General features: G+C 53.5%; 15 protein-coding genes. 5 read left to right on the forward strand and 10 right to left on the reverse strand.

Annotated features, from left to right (window positions below):
* Nucleotides 1-113 precede the first annotated feature (113 nt).
* Complete coding sequence (locus ACLD4F_RS14505; protein WP_023376143.1) at nucleotides 114-1,217, reverse strand: YhcG family protein; 1,104 nt, start codon at nucleotides 1,215-1,217, stop codon at nucleotides 114-116.
* A gap of 153 nt (nucleotides 1,218-1,370) precedes the next feature.
* On the reverse strand, nucleotides 1,371-1,775 hold the full coding sequence (gene tnpA / locus ACLD4F_RS14510; protein WP_170909864.1) for an IS200/IS605 family transposase: 405 nt from the start codon (nucleotides 1,773-1,775) through the stop codon (nucleotides 1,371-1,373).
* A 58-nt stretch (nucleotides 1,776-1,833) separates the two neighbouring features.
* On the opposite strand from tnpA, the gene ACLD4F_RS14515 reads away from it, so the two are divergent.
* On the forward strand, nucleotides 1,834-3,039 hold the full coding sequence (locus ACLD4F_RS14515) for an RNA-guided endonuclease InsQ/TnpB family protein (RefSeq protein WP_170909866.1): 1,206 nt from the start codon (nucleotides 1,834-1,836) through the stop codon (nucleotides 3,037-3,039).
* A 204-nt stretch (nucleotides 3,040-3,243) separates the two neighbouring features.
* On the opposite strand, the gene gltD is transcribed toward ACLD4F_RS14515, so the two are convergent.
* Both gltD and gltB read right to left on the reverse strand, forming a co-directional pair.
* Nucleotides 3,244-4,662: a glutamate synthase subunit GltD gene (gltD, locus tag ACLD4F_RS14520; RefSeq protein ID WP_000081635.1), complete on the reverse strand. Its 1,419-nt coding sequence runs from the start codon at nucleotides 4,660-4,662 to the stop codon at nucleotides 3,244-3,246.
* Nucleotides 4,663-4,671: 9 nt separating this feature from the next.
* Nucleotides 4,672-9,132 carry a glutamate synthase large subunit gene (gene gltB, locus ACLD4F_RS14525; protein ID WP_001748595.1) on the reverse strand — a complete coding sequence of 1,487 codons (4,461 nt, stop codon included), beginning with the start codon at nucleotides 9,130-9,132 and terminating at the stop codon, nucleotides 4,672-4,674.
* A 671-nt stretch (nucleotides 9,133-9,803) separates the two neighbouring features.
* Between gltB and ACLD4F_RS14530 the strand changes: the two genes are divergently transcribed.
* The 4 genes from ACLD4F_RS14530 (at nucleotide 9,804) to mtgA (ending at nucleotide 14,768) form a co-directional block, all read left to right on the forward strand.
* Complete coding sequence (locus ACLD4F_RS14530) at nucleotides 9,804-10,733, forward strand: TIGR01212 family radical SAM protein (RefSeq protein ID WP_172496390.1); 930 nt, start codon at nucleotides 9,804-9,806, stop codon at nucleotides 10,731-10,733.
* 93 nt (nucleotides 10,734-10,826) lie between these two features.
* The gene (gene arcB / locus ACLD4F_RS14535; RefSeq protein ID WP_000809819.1) at nucleotides 10,827-13,163 is read left to right on the forward strand and encodes an aerobic respiration two-component sensor histidine kinase ArcB; all 2,337 of its coding nucleotides are present in this window, start codon (nucleotides 10,827-10,829) and stop codon (nucleotides 13,161-13,163) included.
* A 226-nt stretch (nucleotides 13,164-13,389) separates the two neighbouring features.
* Nucleotides 13,390-14,043 (forward strand): isoprenoid biosynthesis glyoxalase ElbB, encoded by a 654-nt coding sequence (elbB, locus tag ACLD4F_RS14540; protein WP_061383776.1) that lies wholly within the window; start codon nucleotides 13,390-13,392, stop codon nucleotides 14,041-14,043.
* Nucleotides 14,040-14,768: a monofunctional biosynthetic peptidoglycan transglycosylase gene (mtgA, locus tag ACLD4F_RS14545; protein WP_061383777.1), complete on the forward strand. Its 729-nt coding sequence runs from the start codon at nucleotides 14,040-14,042 to the stop codon at nucleotides 14,766-14,768. Before elbB ends, mtgA begins: the two co-directional genes overlap by 4 nt.
* Before the next feature lie 73 nt (nucleotides 14,769-14,841).
* Here mtgA and yrbL read toward each other — a convergent pair whose 3' ends face one another.
* The 6 genes from yrbL to rpoN all read right to left on the reverse strand — a co-directional run bounded on the left by yrbL (nucleotide 14,842) and on the right by rpoN (nucleotide 19,241).
* Nucleotides 14,842-15,474: a PhoP regulatory network protein YrbL gene (gene yrbL, locus ACLD4F_RS14550; RefSeq protein ID WP_262944049.1), complete on the reverse strand. Its 633-nt coding sequence runs from the start codon at nucleotides 15,472-15,474 to the stop codon at nucleotides 14,842-14,844.
* 245 nt (nucleotides 15,475-15,719) lie between these two features.
* Nucleotides 15,720-15,992, reverse strand: coding sequence for a PTS phosphocarrier protein NPr (gene npr / locus ACLD4F_RS14555; protein ID WP_000216797.1), 273 nt, complete (start codon nucleotides 15,990-15,992; stop codon nucleotides 15,720-15,722).
* Nucleotides 15,989-16,843: an RNase adapter RapZ gene (gene rapZ / locus ACLD4F_RS14560; protein ID WP_000243749.1), complete on the reverse strand. Its 855-nt coding sequence runs from the start codon at nucleotides 16,841-16,843 to the stop codon at nucleotides 15,989-15,991. The genes npr and rapZ overlap by 4 nt, the downstream gene beginning before the upstream one ends.
* Nucleotides 16,844-16,888: 45 nt before the next feature.
* On the reverse strand, nucleotides 16,889-17,380 hold the full coding sequence (gene ptsN / locus ACLD4F_RS14565) for a PTS IIA-like nitrogen regulatory protein PtsN (protein WP_000609332.1): 492 nt from the start codon (nucleotides 17,378-17,380) through the stop codon (nucleotides 16,889-16,891).
* A gap of 117 nt (nucleotides 17,381-17,497) precedes the next feature.
* Nucleotides 17,498-17,785 (reverse strand): ribosome hibernation promoting factor, encoded by a 288-nt coding sequence (gene hpf, locus ACLD4F_RS14570; protein ID WP_001176589.1) that lies wholly within the window; start codon nucleotides 17,783-17,785, stop codon nucleotides 17,498-17,500.
* Nucleotides 17,786-17,807: 22 nt separating this feature from the next.
* The gene (gene rpoN / locus ACLD4F_RS14575) at nucleotides 17,808-19,241 is read right to left on the reverse strand and encodes an RNA polymerase factor sigma-54 (RefSeq protein ID WP_000809020.1); all 1,434 of its coding nucleotides are present in this window, start codon (nucleotides 19,239-19,241) and stop codon (nucleotides 17,808-17,810) included.
* Between the last annotated feature and the right edge of the window lie 18 nt (nucleotides 19,242-19,259).

The raw sequence follows: 19,259 nt of genomic DNA on the forward strand, positions 1-19,259 counted from the left end.
CGCCTCCATGAATTTTGCCCAAAAAATCCGCCGCATAATATACAGTTCTCAGAATAAAGCAAACGTTTTCGTGTGATATTTTTTTGATAATCATTCATGGCATTAATGGTTCGTTAGTTTTTCTCCGTTGTCAGTGAACCACCGCGTGTGAGTTGAGTTTCCAGCATGGTTTGCGAACGAATAAGTTCGTCTGTGAGTAATTTTTCGTCGGGCAACTGCACTTTGTACTCGCTCGCCATGATGGTGTTTGGCAGGCCAGTCAGCGCGTAATGCGCTTCCCCCGCGCCTTTCCCTGCGCACAAAACCAGGCCGACTGGCGGGTTTTCTCCGGGCATTGTCCAGTGCTCTTTGGCATAGTTCAGGTACATATTCATCTGCCCGGCATCCGCATAACCGAATTTGCCTACTTTCAGGTCAACGAGCAACAGGCAGCGCAAGCGACGATGGAAGAACAGCAGGTCGACGCGGAACCAGCTATCGTCTATGCGTAGTCGGCGTTGGCGGCCAACAAAAGCAAAATCGTCACCAAGCTCCAGCATAAAGTCCATCAGGTGGCTGAGCAGCGCGTCTTCGAGATCTGATTCGGAATACTCGTCCTTCAGGTTAAGAAATTCCAGAATGAACGGGTCGCGTATGGCTTGCTCCGGCAAAACGTTTGGCTCGGCGGGTGCAGGCTGCTGCAACATAGCGGATTTGTCGTGGGACAGTAGCGTTCGTTCGTAAAACTGAGTGGCGATTTGCCTGTCGAGCTGCCGTACGAACCAGCCGTTACGTAGCGTCTCTTTCTCGTAAAAAGTGCGGGCATCGGGATTTTTTACCGACAAGAGGCGGACATACGCCGACCAGGGAAGAGGGAATGTTTTGGCGAGCGGTATGAGATTTGAAGATTCCGCAGACAGTGTCTGCGGAATTTCAATATGTTGAAAACAAAGATAAAATGTACGGATTTGCCATAGGTTTCTGGTGGAAAAACCGCGCTTATAGCGCTGACTTAAATCTACCGATAATCGTTCGATAAGCTGAGTACCATAGGCCGCTCGCGCTTCTCCTCCCTGTTCAAATTCGACAATACGTCGGCCAATTTCCCAGTAGGTGGCAGTCATAATGGCATTGATGCTGCGCACGGTCTCGGTACGTGCCGTATCGACCAGACGAATAATGCCGTCATGAATTTGCTGATATTCATCAGACTGTGGCGCTAAAGTTGGATTCGTCATGTCATCCCTTTCGTGATAGTTTCATTGTGAAATTAGAACGCTATCAATACGCTTCAGGCGTAAACGGATCAATCCATCTTAACTCCAAAGGGTACTCCCGCCGACATAAGGCGGGAGGGGAATTTGGACGGGCTTGAAAAGCCCGAAGGATCATCAGCCACGCTGATGTTGAATGTATTGCTTCACAACTTCCAGCGGCGCACCTCCGCACGAGCCAGCAAAGTATGACCTCGACCAGAGCACGGCTTTTCCGTATGCTCCCCGCAAATCAATAAATTCGTTTCGCAGACGGCGGGATGTCACAGCTTTCAGTGAGTTAACCAGTACCGAAAGCTGCACTGTTGGTGGGTATTCGATCAGCATGTGGACATGATCGACGTCTCCGTTACTTTCTTTAAGTTCTGCACCAAAATCATGGCAGACTTCTGCTGCATACTGATGGAATGCAGCATAGTGTGACTCACCCAGTATCTTTCGACGGTATTTTGTTACAAAGACAAGATGAACATGCAAAAGGAAGGCGGCATGTCTTGAACGATTAATTTTATGCTTTTGCATTGAAGTTGACCGTAAAAACAGTAACATAGCAAACAAATCTCCTACACACTGAGTGATGATGCTAATCCTGAAAGCCTACAAATTCAGACTGGAACCAACGCCTGAACAGTCGCAGCGTTTGCGGCAGTTATGTGGTTGCGCCCGTTTTGTCTGGAATTTAGGTCTTGCGGAGACAAAGCGCATCCTTGGCTCAGGCGAAAAGTTACCTTCGGCTTTCGAGTTGAACAGGATGCTTACGGTGTGGAAAAAAATGCCGGAACACATCTTTTTACAGGATGCTTATACCGACAATCTGCAGCAAAAGTTGAAAGACCTGCATGCTGCATGGAAACGTTGCTTTGATAAAAAGCTCGCAGCTAAGGCCCCGGTATGGAAACGAAAAAATGAGGGCAGAGACTCAATCCGTTTTGTGAACTTTGAGAAATATTGCCGCCTTGAAAATCGCAGAGTGAAGCTACCGTCAGGTCTTGGGTGGGTAAAATTCCGGCAATCTCAACGTGTGAACGGTAAAATCAAAAATGCGACAATCAGTCAGTTAGCGGGACAGTGGTATATCTCGTTTCAGGTTGAAGTTAAAACGGCAGAACCCAATCACACAAGCACAACGATAGTCGGTCTGGACGCAGGAGTAACAAAACTCGCCACGCTTTCAGACGGTACGGTATACCAACCAGTCAACAGTTTTAAAGCAAGTCAGCGCAAGCTGGCAACACTCCAGCGGCAGTTAAGCCGTAAAGTCAGATTCAGCAGTAACTGGCAGAAACAAAAGCGAAAAGTCCAGCGTCTGCACTCGCACATAGCCAATATCCGGCGCGACTACCTTCATAAAGTTACCAGTGAAATCAGCAAAAACCACGCGATGATAGTCATTGAGGATTTGAAGGTGAGTAACATGTCGAAATCGGCAAAAGGTACAGCAGAACAGCACGGACGAAACGTCAAGGCCAAATCAGGTCTAAACCGTTCGATACTGGATCAGGGCTGGTATGAAATGCGCCGCCAGCTTGAGTACAAACAGCTCTGGCGTGGCGGTCAGGTGCTTGCGGTTCCGCCAGCATACACAAGCCAGCGTTGCGCGTGCTGTGGTCATACCGCGAAAGAAAATCGCCTGTCACAAAGTAAATTTGTGTGTCAGGCATGCGGATATACAGCGAACGCTGATGTAAATGGCGCTCGTAACATTTTAGCGGCGGGGCACGTCGTTCTTGCCTGTGGAGGGATGGTGCAGTCAGGCCGCCCGTCTGAAACAGGAACCAGACGCTGAGCAATCAGTCGTCACCCACTAATGGGAATCCCCCACCTGAGTCACGAAGTGCGAAGGTGGGGGAGGATGTCAAGAACGGATTTTACATGGCATTACATCTCGATTTACGAGCGGGTTTCCAGAATCGGCAGGAGAGATATTGAGGAGAGGAATATCGGCTCCCCAGCCATCAGCACAAGGCATCAACCAGGGGAGCCGGAAGGGTTACACTTCGAGGTAGTTCATAATCCCGTCAGCCGCTTTACGGCCTTCCGCAATCGCCGTCACCACCAGATCGGAACCGCGCACGATGTCGCCACCGGCGAAGATTTTCGGGTTGCTGGTCTGGAAAGCATTATCGCTGCGTTCCGGCGCGATAATTCGTCCCTGCGAGTCCAGCTCCACGCTGTGTTTCGCCAGCCATTCCATGCTGTGTGGACGAAAACCAAATGCCATCACCACCGCATCAGCCGGAACCACATGCTCGGAACCGGCGACGATCTCCGCCCGCCGACGGCCTTTGGCATCCGGTTCGCCCATTTCAGTGCGCACCATTTTTACGCCGCTCACTTTGCCGTTGGCATTGACTTCAATGCCCAGCGGTTGAACGTTAAACTGAAATTCGACACCTTCCTCGCGCGCGTTTTTCACTTCGCGTCTGGAACCCGGCATGTTCTCTTCATCACGACGATAAGCACAGGTTACGTGCGTTGCGCCCTGACGAATGGAGGTACGTACGCAGTCCATTGCGGTATCGCCGCCGCCCAGCACCACCACGCGCTTTCCTTCCATACTGACATATGGTTCGTCGCTGGTTTCGCCAAACCCCATGATCTGCTTCGTATTGGCGATCAGGAACGGCAGAGCGTCGAAAACCCCGTCCGCATCTTCATTTTCCAGCCCGCCGCGCATCGACTGATAGGTGCCGACGCCAAGGAATACCGCATCGTAATCTTTCAGCAGATCTTCAAGCTGTACATCACGACCCACTTCGGTATTAAGTTTGAACTCAATACCCATGCCGGTGAAGATCTCGCGACGGCGGGTCATCACCTCTTTTTCCAGTTTGAAAGCTGGAATACCGAAGGTCAGCAGGCCGCCGATTTCCGGATGGCGATCAAAGACCACCGCCTTCACGCCGTTGCGGGTCAGCACGTCGGCGCACGCCAGCCCTGCCGGACCTGCGCCGATAATCGCTACCCGTTTGTCCGTCTGGCGCACGCCGGTCATATCCGGGCGCCAGCCCATCTCAAACGCTTTATCGTTGATATAGCGCTCAATGTTACCGATGGTCACTGCGCCGAACTCATCGTGCAGCGTACAGGAGCCTTCGCACAGGCGGTCCTGCGGGCAGACGCGGCCACACACTTCCGGCAGGGTGTTGGTCTGGTGCGATAGCTCAGCCGCCTCAAAAATACGCCCTTCGTTAGCCAGTTTCAGCCAGTTCGGGATGTAGTTATGTACCGGACATTTCCACTCGCAGTAGGGGTTACCGCAGGACAAACAGCGATCCGCCTGGGCTTTCGCCTGACCTTCAGAAAACGGTTCGTAGATTTCAACAAACTCGATCTTACGGATCTTCAGCGGTTTCTTCGGCGGATCAACGCGCTGCAGGTCGATAAATTGATAAACATTCTGGCTCATTTCAATTCCTTACTGCGCCTGCACGCGCAATTCTGCCGCACTACGACTACGGTGGCCCAACAGGGCTTTGACATCGCTGGACTTGGGCTTAACTAACGCGAATTGGGTTGAGAAGCTTGACCACCTGGACAGGATCTCTTCGCCGCGTTGCGAACCAGTATGTTGCACGTGCTCGGTGATCAGGCCGCGCAGATGCTCTTCGTGGATAGCCAGCGAATCAACGTCCAGTACTTCTACCAGTTCCGGGTTCACGCGTTTACGGAATTCGCCATCTTCGTCCAGCACATAGGCGAAGCCGCCGGTCATCCCCGCGCCGAAGTTAACGCCGGTTTTACCCAGCACGCAGACGATGCCGCCGGTCATGTATTCACAGCCGTTGTCGCCGATGCCCTCTACCACGGTAATCGCCCCGGAGTTACGCACGCCGAAACGTTCGCCCGCGCGGCCCGCCGCGTACAGACGGCCACCGGTCGCTCCATACAGGCAGGTGTTGCCGATAATGCTGGCTTTATGACTGAGGAAGGCGGAACCTACCGGTGGTCTGATGGCGATCAAACCGCCTGCCATACCTTTACCGACATAGTCGTTGGCATCGCCAGTCAGATATAACTCCACACCGCCCGCGTTCCACACGCCAAAGCTCTGGCCTGCGGTACCGCTGAAGTGCGCTTTAATCGGATCGGAAGCCAGCCCCTGATCGCCGTGGGTCTGTGCGATGTAGCCGGAAAGCGACGCGCCGACGGAACGATCGGTGTTGCGGATGTCGAACCAGAAGGTTTTGCTCTGGCGCGCATCGACAAACGGTTTCGCTTGCTGCAACAGTTGCGCATTCAGCACGCCGTTATCAAACGGCGGGTTATTCTCGGTGCAGTACAGCGCTTTACCCGGATGAGGTTCAGCGGTTTCCAGTAGACGAGACAGCGCCAGCTTCTGCTGTTTAGCGGTGAAGCCCTCCAGCTCTTTCAGCAGGTCGGTGCGGCCAATCAAATCCACCAGGCGGGTCACGCCAAGCGAAGCCATCAGCTCGCGCACTTCGCGGGCGATAAATTCAAAGTAGTTGGTCACTTTGAACGGCAGGCCGTGATAGTGGTTCTTACGCAGTTTTTCATCCTGCGTCGCCACGCCGGTTGCGCAGTTGTTCAGATGGCAAATGCGCAGGTATTTACAGCCCAGCGCCACCATCGGACCGGTGCCGAAGCCGAAACTTTCCGCACCGAGAATTGCCGCTTTAATGATATCGACGCCGGTTTTCAGACCGCCGTCCACCTGCAGACGAATCTTGTGACGCAGACCGTTGGCGACCAGCGCCTGCTGGGTTTCAACAAGTCCGAGTTCCCACGGACAGCCCGCATATTTCACCGAAGAGAGCGGGCTGGCACCGGTACCGCCGTCGTAACCGGCGATAGTGATCAGATCCGCATAGGCTTTCGCCACGCCGGTCGCGATGGTGCCAACGCCCGGTTCGGACACCAGCTTCACGGAGATCATCGCCTTCGGGTTGACCTGCTTGAGGTCGAAAATGAGCTGCGCTAAGTCCTCGATAGAGTAGATATCGTGGTGCGGCGGCGGGGAGATCAGCGTCACGCCCGGCACTGAATAACGCAGTTTAGCAATGTACGGGGTAACTTTATCCCCCGGCAACTGACCGCCTTCGCCCGGTTTCGCGCCCTGAGCGACTTTAATCTGAATCACATCGGCATTGACCAGGTAGGCCGGTGTCACGCCAAAGCGACCAGAGGCCACCTGTTTGATACGCGACACTTTATTGGTGCCGTAGCGCGCAGGGTCTTCACCGCCTTCGCCGGAGTTGGAGTTGCCGCCGAGGCTGTTCATCGCTTCCGCCAGCGCTTCGTGTGCTTCCGGACTTAATGCGCCGATAGACATGGCTGCGGTATCAAAGCGTTTAAACAGCTCACTGGCGGGCTCAACCTCGTCGATAGTCACCGCCTCGCCGTCTGGATGTATCGCCAGCAGATCGCGCAGCGTTGCCGCCGGACGCTCATTGACCAGTTTGGCGTATTCCTGATAATCGCTGTATTCGCCGCTCTGTACCGCCTGTTGCAGGGTACGCACGACATCCGGGTTATAGGCGTGATATTCGCCGCCGTGGACGTACTTCAGCAGGCCGCCCGGGCTAATGGGTTTGCGCGCCAGCCAGGCGCGTTTGGAGAGATTCAGCAGATCCTGCTGGAAGTCATCAAAGCTCGCGCCGCCGATACGGCTGACCACGCCCTGGAAGCACAGGTTTACCACATCATCGTGCAGCCCAACCGCTTCAAACAGTTTGGAGCAACGGTAAGAGGCAATGGTCGAAATGCCCATTTTGGACATAATCTTGTACAGCCCCTTGTTGATGCCGTTACGGTAGTTCTGCATCACGGTACGGTAGTTTTTAGCGATGGCCTGGGTATCAATCAGACGCCCCAGCGTTTCGTAGGCCAGGTACGGATAGATGGCCGTTGCGCCAAAGCCGAGCAGTACCGCAAAGTGATGCGGATCGCGGGCGCTTCCGGTTTCTACGATGATGTTGGCGTCGCAGCGCAGGCTTTGTTCCACCAGACGCGTTTGCACCGCGCCCACCGCCATCGGCGCGGGGACCGGCAGGCGATTCTTACCGATATTGCGATCCGAGAGGACCAGCAGCACGGTGCCGTTGCGCACCATCTGTTCCGCTTTATCGCACAGCGCTTTAACCGTCGCGTCCAGTGTGGTTTCGGTGACATCAAAGGTAATGTCAAGCCAGTCGGCGCGGTAGTGATGCTCGCTCATGGTAGTGAGCTGTTTGAAATCGGAGTACAGCAGAATTGGCGATTTAAAACTCAGGCGATGGGCCTGACCTTCCGCTTCGCAGAAGACGTTCATTTCGCGACCGATGCTGGTGGCGAGCGACATGACGTGCGCTTCACGCAGCGGGTCGATAGGCGGGTTAGTGACCTGCGCGAACTGCTGGCGGAAGTAGTCGTAAATAATACGCGGCTGGCTGGAGAGCACGGCAAAGGGGGTATCGTCGCCCATTGAACCGACGGCTTCCTGGCCGTTTTCGCCCAATACGCGGATAACCGAGTCCAGCTCTTCGGCGCTGTAGTTAAACTGTTTCTGATAGCTGGCGAGCAGGTCATCGTCCAGTTCGCGGCTACCGACTTCTTCATCTGGCAACTCTTCAAACGGCACCAGACGGCGAACATTCTTTTCCATCCACGCTTTATACGGATGGCGGCTTTTCAGATCGTCATCGGTTTCCGCGGAATGCAGAATACGTCCGCCGCGGGTGTCGATCACCATCAGTTCGCCTGGGCCGACGCGGCCTTTCTCGACCACTTCATCCGGCTGATAGTCCCAGATACCGACTTCGGAGGCGCAGGTGATCAGCTTATCTTTGGTAATGACATAGCGTGCCGGGCGCAGGCCGTTACGGTCAAGGTTACAGGCGGCGAAGCGCCCGTCGGACATCACGATGCCTGCCGGACCGTCCCACGGCTCCATATGCATGGAGTTAAAGTCAAAGAAGGCGCGCAGATCCTGGTCCATATCGGGGTTGTTCTGCCAGGCGGGCGGCACCAACAGGCGCATGGCGCGGATGATGTCCATCCCGCCTGCCAGCAGCAGTTCCAGCATGTTGTCCAGCGAGCTGGAATCCGAACCGGTTTCGTTAACAAACGGCGCAGCGGACTGTAAATCCGGGATCAGCGGCGTCTGGAATTTATAGGTACGGGCGCGCGCCCACTGGCGGTTGCCGGTGATAGTGTTAATCTCGCCGTTATGCGCCAGGTAGCGGAACGGCTGCGCCAGCGGCCAACGCGGCACAGTGTTAGTGGAAAAGCGCTGGTGGAACAGGCAGATGGCCGATTCCAGACGCAGATCCGCAAGATCCAGGTAGAAGCGCGGCAGATCCGCCGGCATACACAGACCTTTATAAATGTTGACCAGGTTCGACAGGCTGCATACGTAGAAATCTTTGTCGTCCTGCAGGCGTTTTTCAATACGTCGGCGGGCGATAAACAGACGGCGCTCCATATCGCGCGGACGCCAGCCTGCCGGAGCGTTGACAAAAATCTGCTCAATACGCGGCAGAGAGGAGAGGGCGATTTCACCGAGCACGCCTTCATTGGTTGGCACATCGCGCCAGCCGACAATCGACAGGGTTTCCTGCTGTAATTCTTCTTCGACAATATGGCGTGACGCGGCGGCCAGTTCAGGATCTTTATTCAAAAAGATCATCCCGACGGCGTAGTTTTTGGCTAAGCGCCAGCCGCGCTCTTCGGCCACGATGCGAAAGAAACGGTCAGGTTTTTGTAACAGCAAGCCGCAACCGTCGCCGGTTTTACCGTCGGCAAGGATCGCGCCACGGTGCTGCATCCGGGCCAGCGCGTGTATGGCGGTACGCACTACCTTGTGGCTAGGTTCGCCTTCTATGTGGGCGATCAGGCCGAAACCACAGTTATCCTTCTCAAGGGATTTATCGTACAACATATCAGTGAACCTCCCCAGGCTCTACGGGACGCTCTCCCAACCGACGGCGCGCGGGCACAGCAAGAGCATGGCGACGGGGCTGGCGCATCATACGCTTACCTCGCATTCGCCCTCTTTGTGTCCTTTGCGCATTGGTAAATACGGTTAAGAGGGAATCTCAATTACTGCATAAATATGATGAGCAGACGGCTCATCCAGAAAGCTTCCAGCGGATCCCCAACTTATCGGGAATCCACACCCAGGTCAAATGGCAAACTGATTTATGCAAAAGTGTGCTGTAGCACAGATAACTTTTTGAATCTGTTGAAATTAAATGGTTTTTTATAGAAGGGCTGCTAATACGGAGCGGCAGAAAGCCTGTGATCTGTCTCACTATAAGAGCCGCTCGCCAGGCATTATCTTACCTTGCTTTTTCAAAAATCTTGGCATTTTATGCTGTTTTAAGCGTGAGAAGTATTGAATGCTACTGTTTTTATCGATGACCCAGCAAACGCTGAAAAAAGAGGGGAATATCAGGAAAAATCATCAGCGGGATTATGAATGAAATATCGTTTATTTTGCTTTATTATGCAATGGATAAAAGCCTTCCGGGACGATTGATCCAGGTCATCGCCAAAGGAGACTAAAAATGGCAGGCTTTGGCCTCTTTTTAAGAGGCGGTCTATCAGATTATGCAGTTACAGAAATTAGTCAATATGTTTGGTGGGGATCTTTTACGTCGGTATGGGCAAAAGGTTCATAAGCTGACGCTTCATGGCGGTTTTAGCTGCCCTAATCGCGACGGCACCATCGGGCGTGGCGGTTGCACCTTCTGTAATGTCGCCTCTTTTGCCGATGAGGCGCAGCAGCATCATTCGATTGCCGAGCAGCTTGCGCATCAGGCGCATCTGGTGAACCGCGCTAAACGCTATCTGGCCTATTTCCAGGCCTACACCAGCACCTTTGCAGAAGTGCAGGTGCTGCGTTCCATGTATCAACAGGCGGTCAGCCAGGCCAGTATCGTCGGGTTATGCGTCGGTACGCGTCCGGATTGCGTCCCGCAGGCAGTAGTAGATTTACTGTGTGAATATAAAGATCAAGGCTACGAGGTGTGGCTGGAACTGGGATTGCAAACCGCGCACGATAAAACCCTGCACCGAATTAACCGCGGGCATGACTTCGCCTGCTATCAGCGTACCACCCGGATTGCCCGGGAGCGCGGGCTGAAAGTGTGTGCGCATCTGATTGTGGGGCTGCCGGGAGAAGGGCAGGCAGAATGCCTGCAAACCATGGAGCGTGTGGTGGAGACGGGCGTTGACGGTATTAAACTGCATCCGCTGCATATTGTGAAAGGCAGTACGATGGCCAAAGCCTGGGAAGCGGGGCGGCTGAACGGCATCGAACTGGACGACTACACGCTAACGGCAGGTGAGATGATTCGTCATACGCCGCCGGAGGTGATTTATCACCGGATTTCAGCCAGCGCTCGCCGTCCGACGCTGCTTGCCCCGCTGTGGTGCGAGAATCGCTGGACGGGGATGGTTGAGCTGGACAGATACCTGAATGAGCATGGCGTGCAGGGCTCTGCGCTGGCCCGTCCCTGGATACCACCTATAGCGTAGCGTGATGAGGGGCGCTACGCATATTTCGCACAATATTCAACGCGGTTCCCATAATTGGGTATTATGTGCGAAGTTGCGGTGAAGGAATCCTCTATGAAGCAAATTCGTATGCTGGCGCAATACTATGTCGATCTGATGATGAAATTGGGTCTGGTGCGCTTTTCCATGCTCCTGGCGTTGGCATTGGTGGTGCTGGCGATTGTCGTGCAGATGGCGGTGACCATGGTGCTGCATGGTCAGGTTGAAAGTATCGACGTCATTCGTTCCATCTTTTTTGGCCTATTAATTACGCCCTGGGCGGTCTATTTCTTATCCGTTGTTGTTGAACAACTGGAAGAGTCAAGGCAGCGACTGTCGCGTCTGGTGCAAAAGCTGGAGGAGATGCGCGAGCGCGATCTCAAGCTTAACGTACAGTTGAAGGACAATATTGCCCAGCTTAATCAGGAAATTGCCGATCGCGAAAAAGCGGAAGCGGAGCTGCAAGAGACATTTGAACAGCTAAAAGTAGAAATTAAAGAGCGTGAAGAGGCGCAAATCCAGCTAGAACAGCAATCCTCATTTCTGCGCTCCTTTCTGGACGCCTCGCCGGATTTGGTTTTTTATCGTAATGAGGATAAAGAATTTTCCGGCTGTAACCGCGCAATGGAATTGCTAACCGGCAAGAGCGAAAAACAGCTGGTGCATTTGAAGCCGGAAGATGTGTACTCTCCCGAAGCGGCGGAGAAAGTCATTGAAACCGATGAAAAAGTATTCCGCCATAACGTCTCCCTGACCTACGAACAGTGGCTGGATTACCCGGACGGACGAAAAGCCTGCTTTGAAATTCGTAAAGTGCCTTATTACGACCGTGTCGGTAAACGTCATGGCCTGATGGGATTTGGTCGTGATATTACCGAACGTAAGCGTTATCAGGACGCGCTGGAGCGCGCCAGCCGCGACAAGACCACGTTTATCTCTACCATCAGTCATGAACTGCGCACCCCGCTTAACGGCATCGTTGGTTTAAGCCGCATCCTGCTGGATACCGATCTCACCGCCGAACAGGAAAAATACCTTAAGACAATCCATGTCTCCGCCGTAACGTTAGGCAATATTTTCAATGATATCATTGATATGGATAAGATGGAGCGGCGTAAGGTTCAGCTTGATAACCAACCGGTTGATTTCACCAGCTTTATGGCCGATCTGGAAAACCTTTCCGGTTTGCAGGCGCAGCAAAAAGGGCTACGTTTTGTGCTTGAGCCGACGCTGCCGCTGCCGCACAAAGTCATTACCGACGGAACGCGTCTGCGCCAGATTTTATGGAATTTGATCAGCAATGCGGTGAAATTTACTCAGCAGGGCCAGGTGACGGTGCGGGCGCGCTATGATGAAGGCGACATGCTGCACTTTGAAGTGGAAGATTCCGGGATCGGCATTCCGCAGGATGAGCAGGATAAAATTTTCGCCATGTATTATCAGGTGAAAGACAGTCATGGCGGTAAACCGGCGACGGGTACCGGTATCGGGCTGGCGGTCTCCCGTCGGCTGGCGAAAAATATGGGCGGCGATATTACCGTTTCCAGTCTGCCGGGCAAAGGATCGACCTTTACGCTAACGGTTCATGCGCCAGCGGTGGCGGAAGAGGTGGAGGACGCCTTTGATGAAGACGACATGCCGCTGCCGGCGCTGCATGTTCTGCTGGTCGAAGATATTGAACTGAACGTGATCGTAGCGCGTTCGGTACTGGAAAAACTGGGGAACAGCGTGGATGTCGCGATGACCGGCAAGGCGGCGCTGGAGATGTTCGCGCCGGGCGAATATGACCTGGTCTTACTGGATATTCAGTTACCGGATATGACGGGTCTGGATATTGCCAGAGAACTGACCCGTCGCCACACGCGGGAAGATTTACCGCCGCTGGTAGCGCTTACGGCTAACGTTCTGAAAGATAAAAAAGAGTATCTGGACGCTGGTATGGACGATGTGCTGAGTAAGCCGCTGTCGGTGCCAGCCTTAACCGCGATGATTAAAAAATTCTGGGATGCCACCGATAAAGAGGAGAGTACCGTGACGCCTGAAGAGAGCGATAAAGCGCAAGCGCTGCTGGATATCCCGATGCTGGAACAATACATCGAGTTGGTTGGGCCTAAATTGATCACCGACGGCCTCGCGGTGTTTGAAAAAATGATGCCTGGCTATTTAAGCGTGCTGGAGTCCAATCTGACGGCGCGTGACAAAAAAGGCGTCGTTGAGGAAGGGCATAAGATTAAAGGCGCCGCCGGTTCGGTAGGGCTGCGTCATCTGCAACAACTTGGCCAGCAAATCCAGTCGCCGGATCTTCCCGCCTGGGAAGATAATGTCGCGGAATGGATTGAAGAGATGAAGCAGGAGTGGCAGCACGATGTCGCGGTGCTGAAAGCCTGGGTGGCAAACGCGGAAAAAAAATGACCCCGGTTTGACCGGGGTGCGCGAATACTGCGCCAACACCAGGGAAATCGTGGCTGCGCCGTGCTTATTATGATGATGTCAAAGGCGCAGTCCTGTTTTCAGGCCGCACGCAGTTAAGATAGCAAATCCTAAATGATTTGTTACATGAATCATTTAAATGTGTGAAGCGTAGCATTTTAATCAAAATTATTAATGGGCTTGAGTCGGTTGCAGGAGGATGTTCACCATGAAAAAAATTGGCGTAGTGCTCAGCGGATGCGGCGTCTATGACGGCGCCGAAATTCATGAGGCCGTTCTGACGCTGTTGGCCATTGCCCGCAGCGGCGCGCAGGCTGTCTGCTTCGCGCCGGATAAACCACAAGCGGATGTTATTAATCACCTGACCGGCGAAGCGATGGCGGAAACGCGTAACGTCCTGATTGAGGCGGCGCGTATTACGCGGGGCGATATTCGTCCCCTGTCCCAGGCTCAGCCAGGGGAGCTGGATGCGCTCATTGTGCCTGGTGGTTTCGGCGCGGCGAAGAACCTGAGTAATTTCGCCAGCCAGGGGAGCGAATGCCGGGTGGATAGCGATGTCGTCGCGCTGGCGAAGGCCATGCACCAGTCCGGCAAGCCGCTGGGATTCATCTGTATCGCGCCCGCAATGTTGCCGAAAATCTTTGACTTCCCGCTACGTCTGACAATAGGGACGGATATTGATACCGCTGAAGTACTTGAAGAGATGGGCGCCGAACACGTACCTTGCCCGGTTGATGATATCGTTGTGGACGAGGATAACAAGGTCGTGACCACCCCTGCCTATATGCTGGCGCAGGATATCGCTCAGGCGGCAAGCGGCATTGATAAATTAGTGTCGCGCGTGCTGGTTCTGGCGGAATGAGCAAACGACGCATCGCGCCGTTAACGTTTTTGCGCCGTCTACTTTTACGTATCCTTGCTGCGCTCGCCGTCTTTTGGGGCGGCGGCATTGCGCTGTTTAGCGTGGTTCCGGTGCCTTTTTCGGCGGTGATGGCGGAACGGCAGATTAGCGCCTGGCTGAGTGGAGAGTTCGGTTATGTGGCGCATTCTGACTGGGTCAGTATGGCGGATATCTCGCCGTGGATGGGGCTGGCGGTAATTGCGGCGGAAGACCAGAAGTTCCCTGAGCACTGGGGCTTTGATGTTCCGGCGATTGAAAAAGCGCTGGCTCATAATGAGCGGAATGAGAGCCGTATTCGCGGCGCCTCTACGCTTTCGCAGCAAACGGCGAAAAATCTCTTTTTATGGGATGGACGCAGTTGGCTGCGCAAAGGTCTGGAGGCTGGGCTAACGCTGGGCATTGAAACTGTCTGGAGCAAAAAGCGCATCCTCACGGTTTATCTGAATATCGCGGAGTTTGGCGATGGTATTTTTGGCGTGGAGGCTGCGGCACAACGGTATTTTCATAAACCTGCCAGTCGCTTGAGTGTGTCTGAAGCCGCGTTGCTGGCGGCGGTATTGCCAAATCCGTTACGCTATAAGGCGAATGCGCCTTCTGGCTATGTGCGTAGCCGGCAGGCGTGGATTATGCGCCAGATGCGCCAACTGGGTGGGGAATCTTTTATGACGCGCAACCAGCTTAATTAATTTTGCCGAATGGCGGCGCGAAAGCCTTATCCGGCCTGCGATCTGTGTCGTCCAGGCCTGATAAGCACAGGTCTTAAGCCTCGTGAGAAGTAAGCGCCAGCCGTTTCTTGTTTTTTGGCTGCGCGTCCCTCTCCAGGGCAACGGCCAGCGCAGGCTGGGCGATAAACCGCTGCCACACTCTCTCCAGTTTGCGTTCACAGCACCATGTTGACCAGGTTGCCAGCGGGATAAAGGTACTTTCCCCCAGATTGTCGCAAACCACCGGAACCACTTCTGACTCGCTGATACGCTGGCAAAGGATGTTTTGCGGCTTCAGCGACATCGTCACAATATGGTTATCCAGCAGGTAGCGTTTCAGTTTTTTCAGTAGCCGCCGCAGGACAGCGACATCCTCTTCATAACGGCATTGCGCGGCGAACTCGGTCAGGGTAATAGAGGGCGCGCCGTTGAAATCGGTAATCATGTCGTAGACATAGCCGGTGCCGCAATCGGTTTCTACCGTGCCGTAATAACGGGGGATAGCGCTCCAGTCCGTCAGGTAGCGGGACAGATGCGCATAGTAGTTCAGTTCACGCCGAATCTCTTTATCACCGCCGTGGTTACGGTTGTAAATGACTTTTATGCAACGCCGGGCATTATCCGGATGCGTATAGCATTTACGATGTCGACCGGTGCCCAGCGGAGTCTGTTTGGATAAGAAGATCATGGCAAGTCCTGGAAAAATTTATTCACATAAATTTAGTATGGACAAAGAACTTAAATAAAACCTAAACGAAATTTTTTAAGGTTTTCTTAATGTTTTTATGCATAGGTAAAGCGCACGAAATGTACAAATCTTACGAAAGGGTGGGGCTGCGGGATAAGTGGCAGGCAGGCGTAACACGCCCGGTTTTGGGATGATTGTCATCAAATACCGGGACGGCGTTGGGGAAAATAGGGTATAGAGGAGGTTTAGTCTTCGTCAAAGCCGGAATTGAACAGCGCGATAACCGCCGCCAGCGCTTCAACTTCTTGCGGGCCGGTGGCTTCAATTTCGATCTGACGCCCTTTGGCGGAGTCGAGCATTAACAGAGCGATGACGCTATTTGCTTCCGCTTCGGTGCCTTCGTCATTGCGTAATAGCACCTCGGCGTCAAAACCCTGCATCAGTTCGAAAAGCTTCATGGCAGGCCGGGCATGCATGCCCAGCTTATTGGTGACTTCAACAGTTTGCTTTACGGTCATGTTTTGCGTTTTTCCAGCGTGCGATGGCGAGACTGGACATTTTTACCGCGCGAGCGGAAGTAGTCTGCCAGCTGTTCTGCAATATACACCGAACGGTGTTTCCCGCCGGTACAACCGATAGCGACGGTAAGGTAGCTGCGGTTGTTGGTCTCCAGCATCGGTAACCATAGCTCAAGATAGCTGCGAGTCTGATAGATAAAATTGTGAACTTCTGTGTGTCGGTCAAGAAACGCGGCTACCGGCTTATCAAGCCCGGTCATGGGGCGCAGTTTTGGATCCCAGTGCGGGTTGGGCAGAAAGCGGACATCAAACACATAGTCCGCATCAATCGGGATACCATGTTTAAAGCCGAAGGACTCAAATACCATCGTCAGTTCGCGCTCGCGTTTGCCCAACAGCCGGGTACGCAGCATCTCCGCCAGCTCATGGACGGACATTTCTGAAGTGTCGACGATCAGATCCGCACGTGAGCGTAACGGCTCCAGCAAGTCACTCTCTTTATCGATCGCACTCTCTAAAGAAAGATTTTTGCTGGAAAGCGGATGCAAACGGCGCGTGTCGCTGTAGCGGCGAATCAAGGTATTGCGGTCGGCATCAAGAAACAGCAATTGCGGCGAGAAAGCGCCAGGCAGATTATTCATCGCCTGTTCAAAAATCTCAGGTGATTCAGGCATATTGCGCACATCAATGCTGACGGCGGCGGAAATCTGGCGATCGGCCAGCGTTCGCGCCAGATCGGGCAACAGCACGACGGGGAGGTTATCCACGCAGTAAAATCCCATATCTTCCAGCGCGCGCAGAGCGACAGATTTACCTGATCCGGAACGCCCGCTGACGATCATCAGTACCATGTACCGTTTCTCCTCACAACGACAGAAATAAATGCCATTGAGTTGTTATGCCTCATTCTGCTCACCTTCGGTGTCAGTAATGATTTGATACAGCTCTTCATCATTCAGCGCCGCGCGCAGGCGGCGGCAGATCGTTTTATCCGCCAGACGTTTCGCCACCAGCGACAGCGTGTGCAGATGCGTTTTAGTTTGATCGGCGGGCACCAGCAGGGCGAAGAGGAGATCGACCGGCTGGTTATCGATGGCGTCGAACGCGATCGGCGTTTCGAGCTGAACGAACACGCCGACGGCGCGTAAGGTATCTTCTTCCAGTTTCCCGTGCGGGATGGCGATACCATTACCAATACCGGTACTGCCCATTTTTTCGCGTGTCAGAATGGCTTCAAACACGACCTGAGGAGGTAAACTGAGCTGTTTTGCCGCCAGTTCGCTGATGATTTCCAGCGCGCGTTTCTTACTCTGACAATGAACGCCGCTACGCGTACACTCCTGGTTAAGTACACTGCTCAGTTGTAGAGTCGTATCGTTATTTATCATAATTTCACCTAAGAACCTGTCCTGTCAGGTTGATGGCCAGGTTCGGAGCGCTAACTGTACAAATGGCCCGTTGTGTCACACAACAGGCCGTCCTGCACTGGCTAACTGCCCGGACAATTAGTGTTGTTTCAGTTTATCTTTATGCCTGGTTAACTGCCTTGCCAGTTTATCAATCAAGCCGTCAATGGCGGCATACATATCCTGGCCTTCCGCGCTGGCGTGAATTTCGCCGCCGTTAACGTGTAGCGTCGCATCCGAGATATGCGTGACCTTCTCCACTTTCAACACCACGTATACCTGATTAATCCGCTCAAAATACTGTTCAAGTTTGGCGAATTTTGTCGTCACAAATTCACGCAGGGCTTCAGTAATTTCGACATTATGTCCGGTGATATTGAGCTGCATAGTGTCTTCCTTATCGGTTGGGTCAAACCAGCTGTTTGCGTTGGTTTGACGGCGGAATGGATAAAGACTCTCGGTACTTCGCAACAGTGCGGCGCGCCACCATGATACCTTGTTCTGACAGCAGAGAGGTTAACTTGCTGTCGCTCAGTGGTTTCGCGGGGTTTTCCGCCGCAATTAACTTCTTCACCAGCGCGCGAATCGCGGTGGAAGAGGCTTCGCCTCCGCCTTCGGTATTGACGTGGCTGGAAAAGAAATATTTGAGTTCAAAAATACCGCGCGGGCTGTGCAAATACTTCTGCGTGGTCACGCGGGATATGGTGGATTCGTGCATCTCGACGGCCTGGGCGATATCCGCCAGTACCATCGGTTTCATATATTCTTCGCCCTGTTCAAAAAAGGCTTGCTGTTGCTCGACGATGCAGCGACTGACGCGCAGCAGCGTGTCGTTGCGGCTTTCAAGGCTTTTTATCAGCCATTTCGCATCCTGTAAATTACTGCGGATGAACTGGCTGTCGGCATCGTTGCGCGCGCTATTGCACATGGCGGCATAGTGCTGGTTAATCTGTAAACGGGGAATACTGTCGCTATTAAGCTCCACCGTCCAGCGACCGTTATGCTTGCGTACCAGCACATCCGGGATAACGTACTCCGGCTCGCCGGTCTGGATCGATTGACCGGGTCTGGGATCGAGCGACTGAATCAGGTTTACCGCCTCTTTCAGCACCTCTTCTTTTAGTCGGGTAACGCGCATCAACGTGCGGAAATCGTGGTTGGCCAGCAGATCAAGATGATCGCAGATAATAAGCCGCGCCTCTTCCAGCCACGGCGTGGATTTGTCGAATTGTGAAAGCTGGATCAGCAGACAGTCGCGAAGATCTTTTGCCGCGACGCCTACCGGATCAAAACGCTGAATACGCTTCAGGACGGCTTCGACCTCATCGAGATCCACCTCTACATCGCCCATGCTTTCGCGAATTTCGTCCAGGGATACGGTGAGATAGCCGGTATCATCTACCGCGTCGACAATGGATGTCGCAATAGCGCGATCGGTGTCCGAGAAGGGCGTTAGCTCAACCTGCCACATCAGATAATCCTGCAACGACTGCGTCGTTTCGCCCTGATAGACGGGCAGCTCATCGTCGATATAATCGCCGCTGGGGCCGGACGGCGTCCCGGCGGTGTAAATTTCATCCCAACTAGCGTCAAGCGGCAGCTCTTCCGGCATCTCTTTTTGTTCGAGCGCGTCGGCGGTATCGAGAGGATCGTTATCCTGAGGTTGCTGAGTGTCGATTTCGTCATGAAGATCGGTTTGCTCAAGCAGCGGGTTATTTTCCAGCGCTTGCTGGAGTTCCTGCTGAAGTTCCAGCGTAGACAACTGCAACAGACGGATGGCCTGTTGTAGCTGAGGCGTCATCGCCAGTTGTTGGCTAAGCCTGAGTTGCAAACCTTGCTTCATATTCAGAGTCGTTTTCTC

The sequence above is a fragment of the Salmonella sp. 741265050_HSA genome (assembly GCF_046569445.1).
GTDB lineage: Bacteria > Pseudomonadota > Gammaproteobacteria > Enterobacterales > Enterobacteriaceae > Salmonella > Salmonella enterica.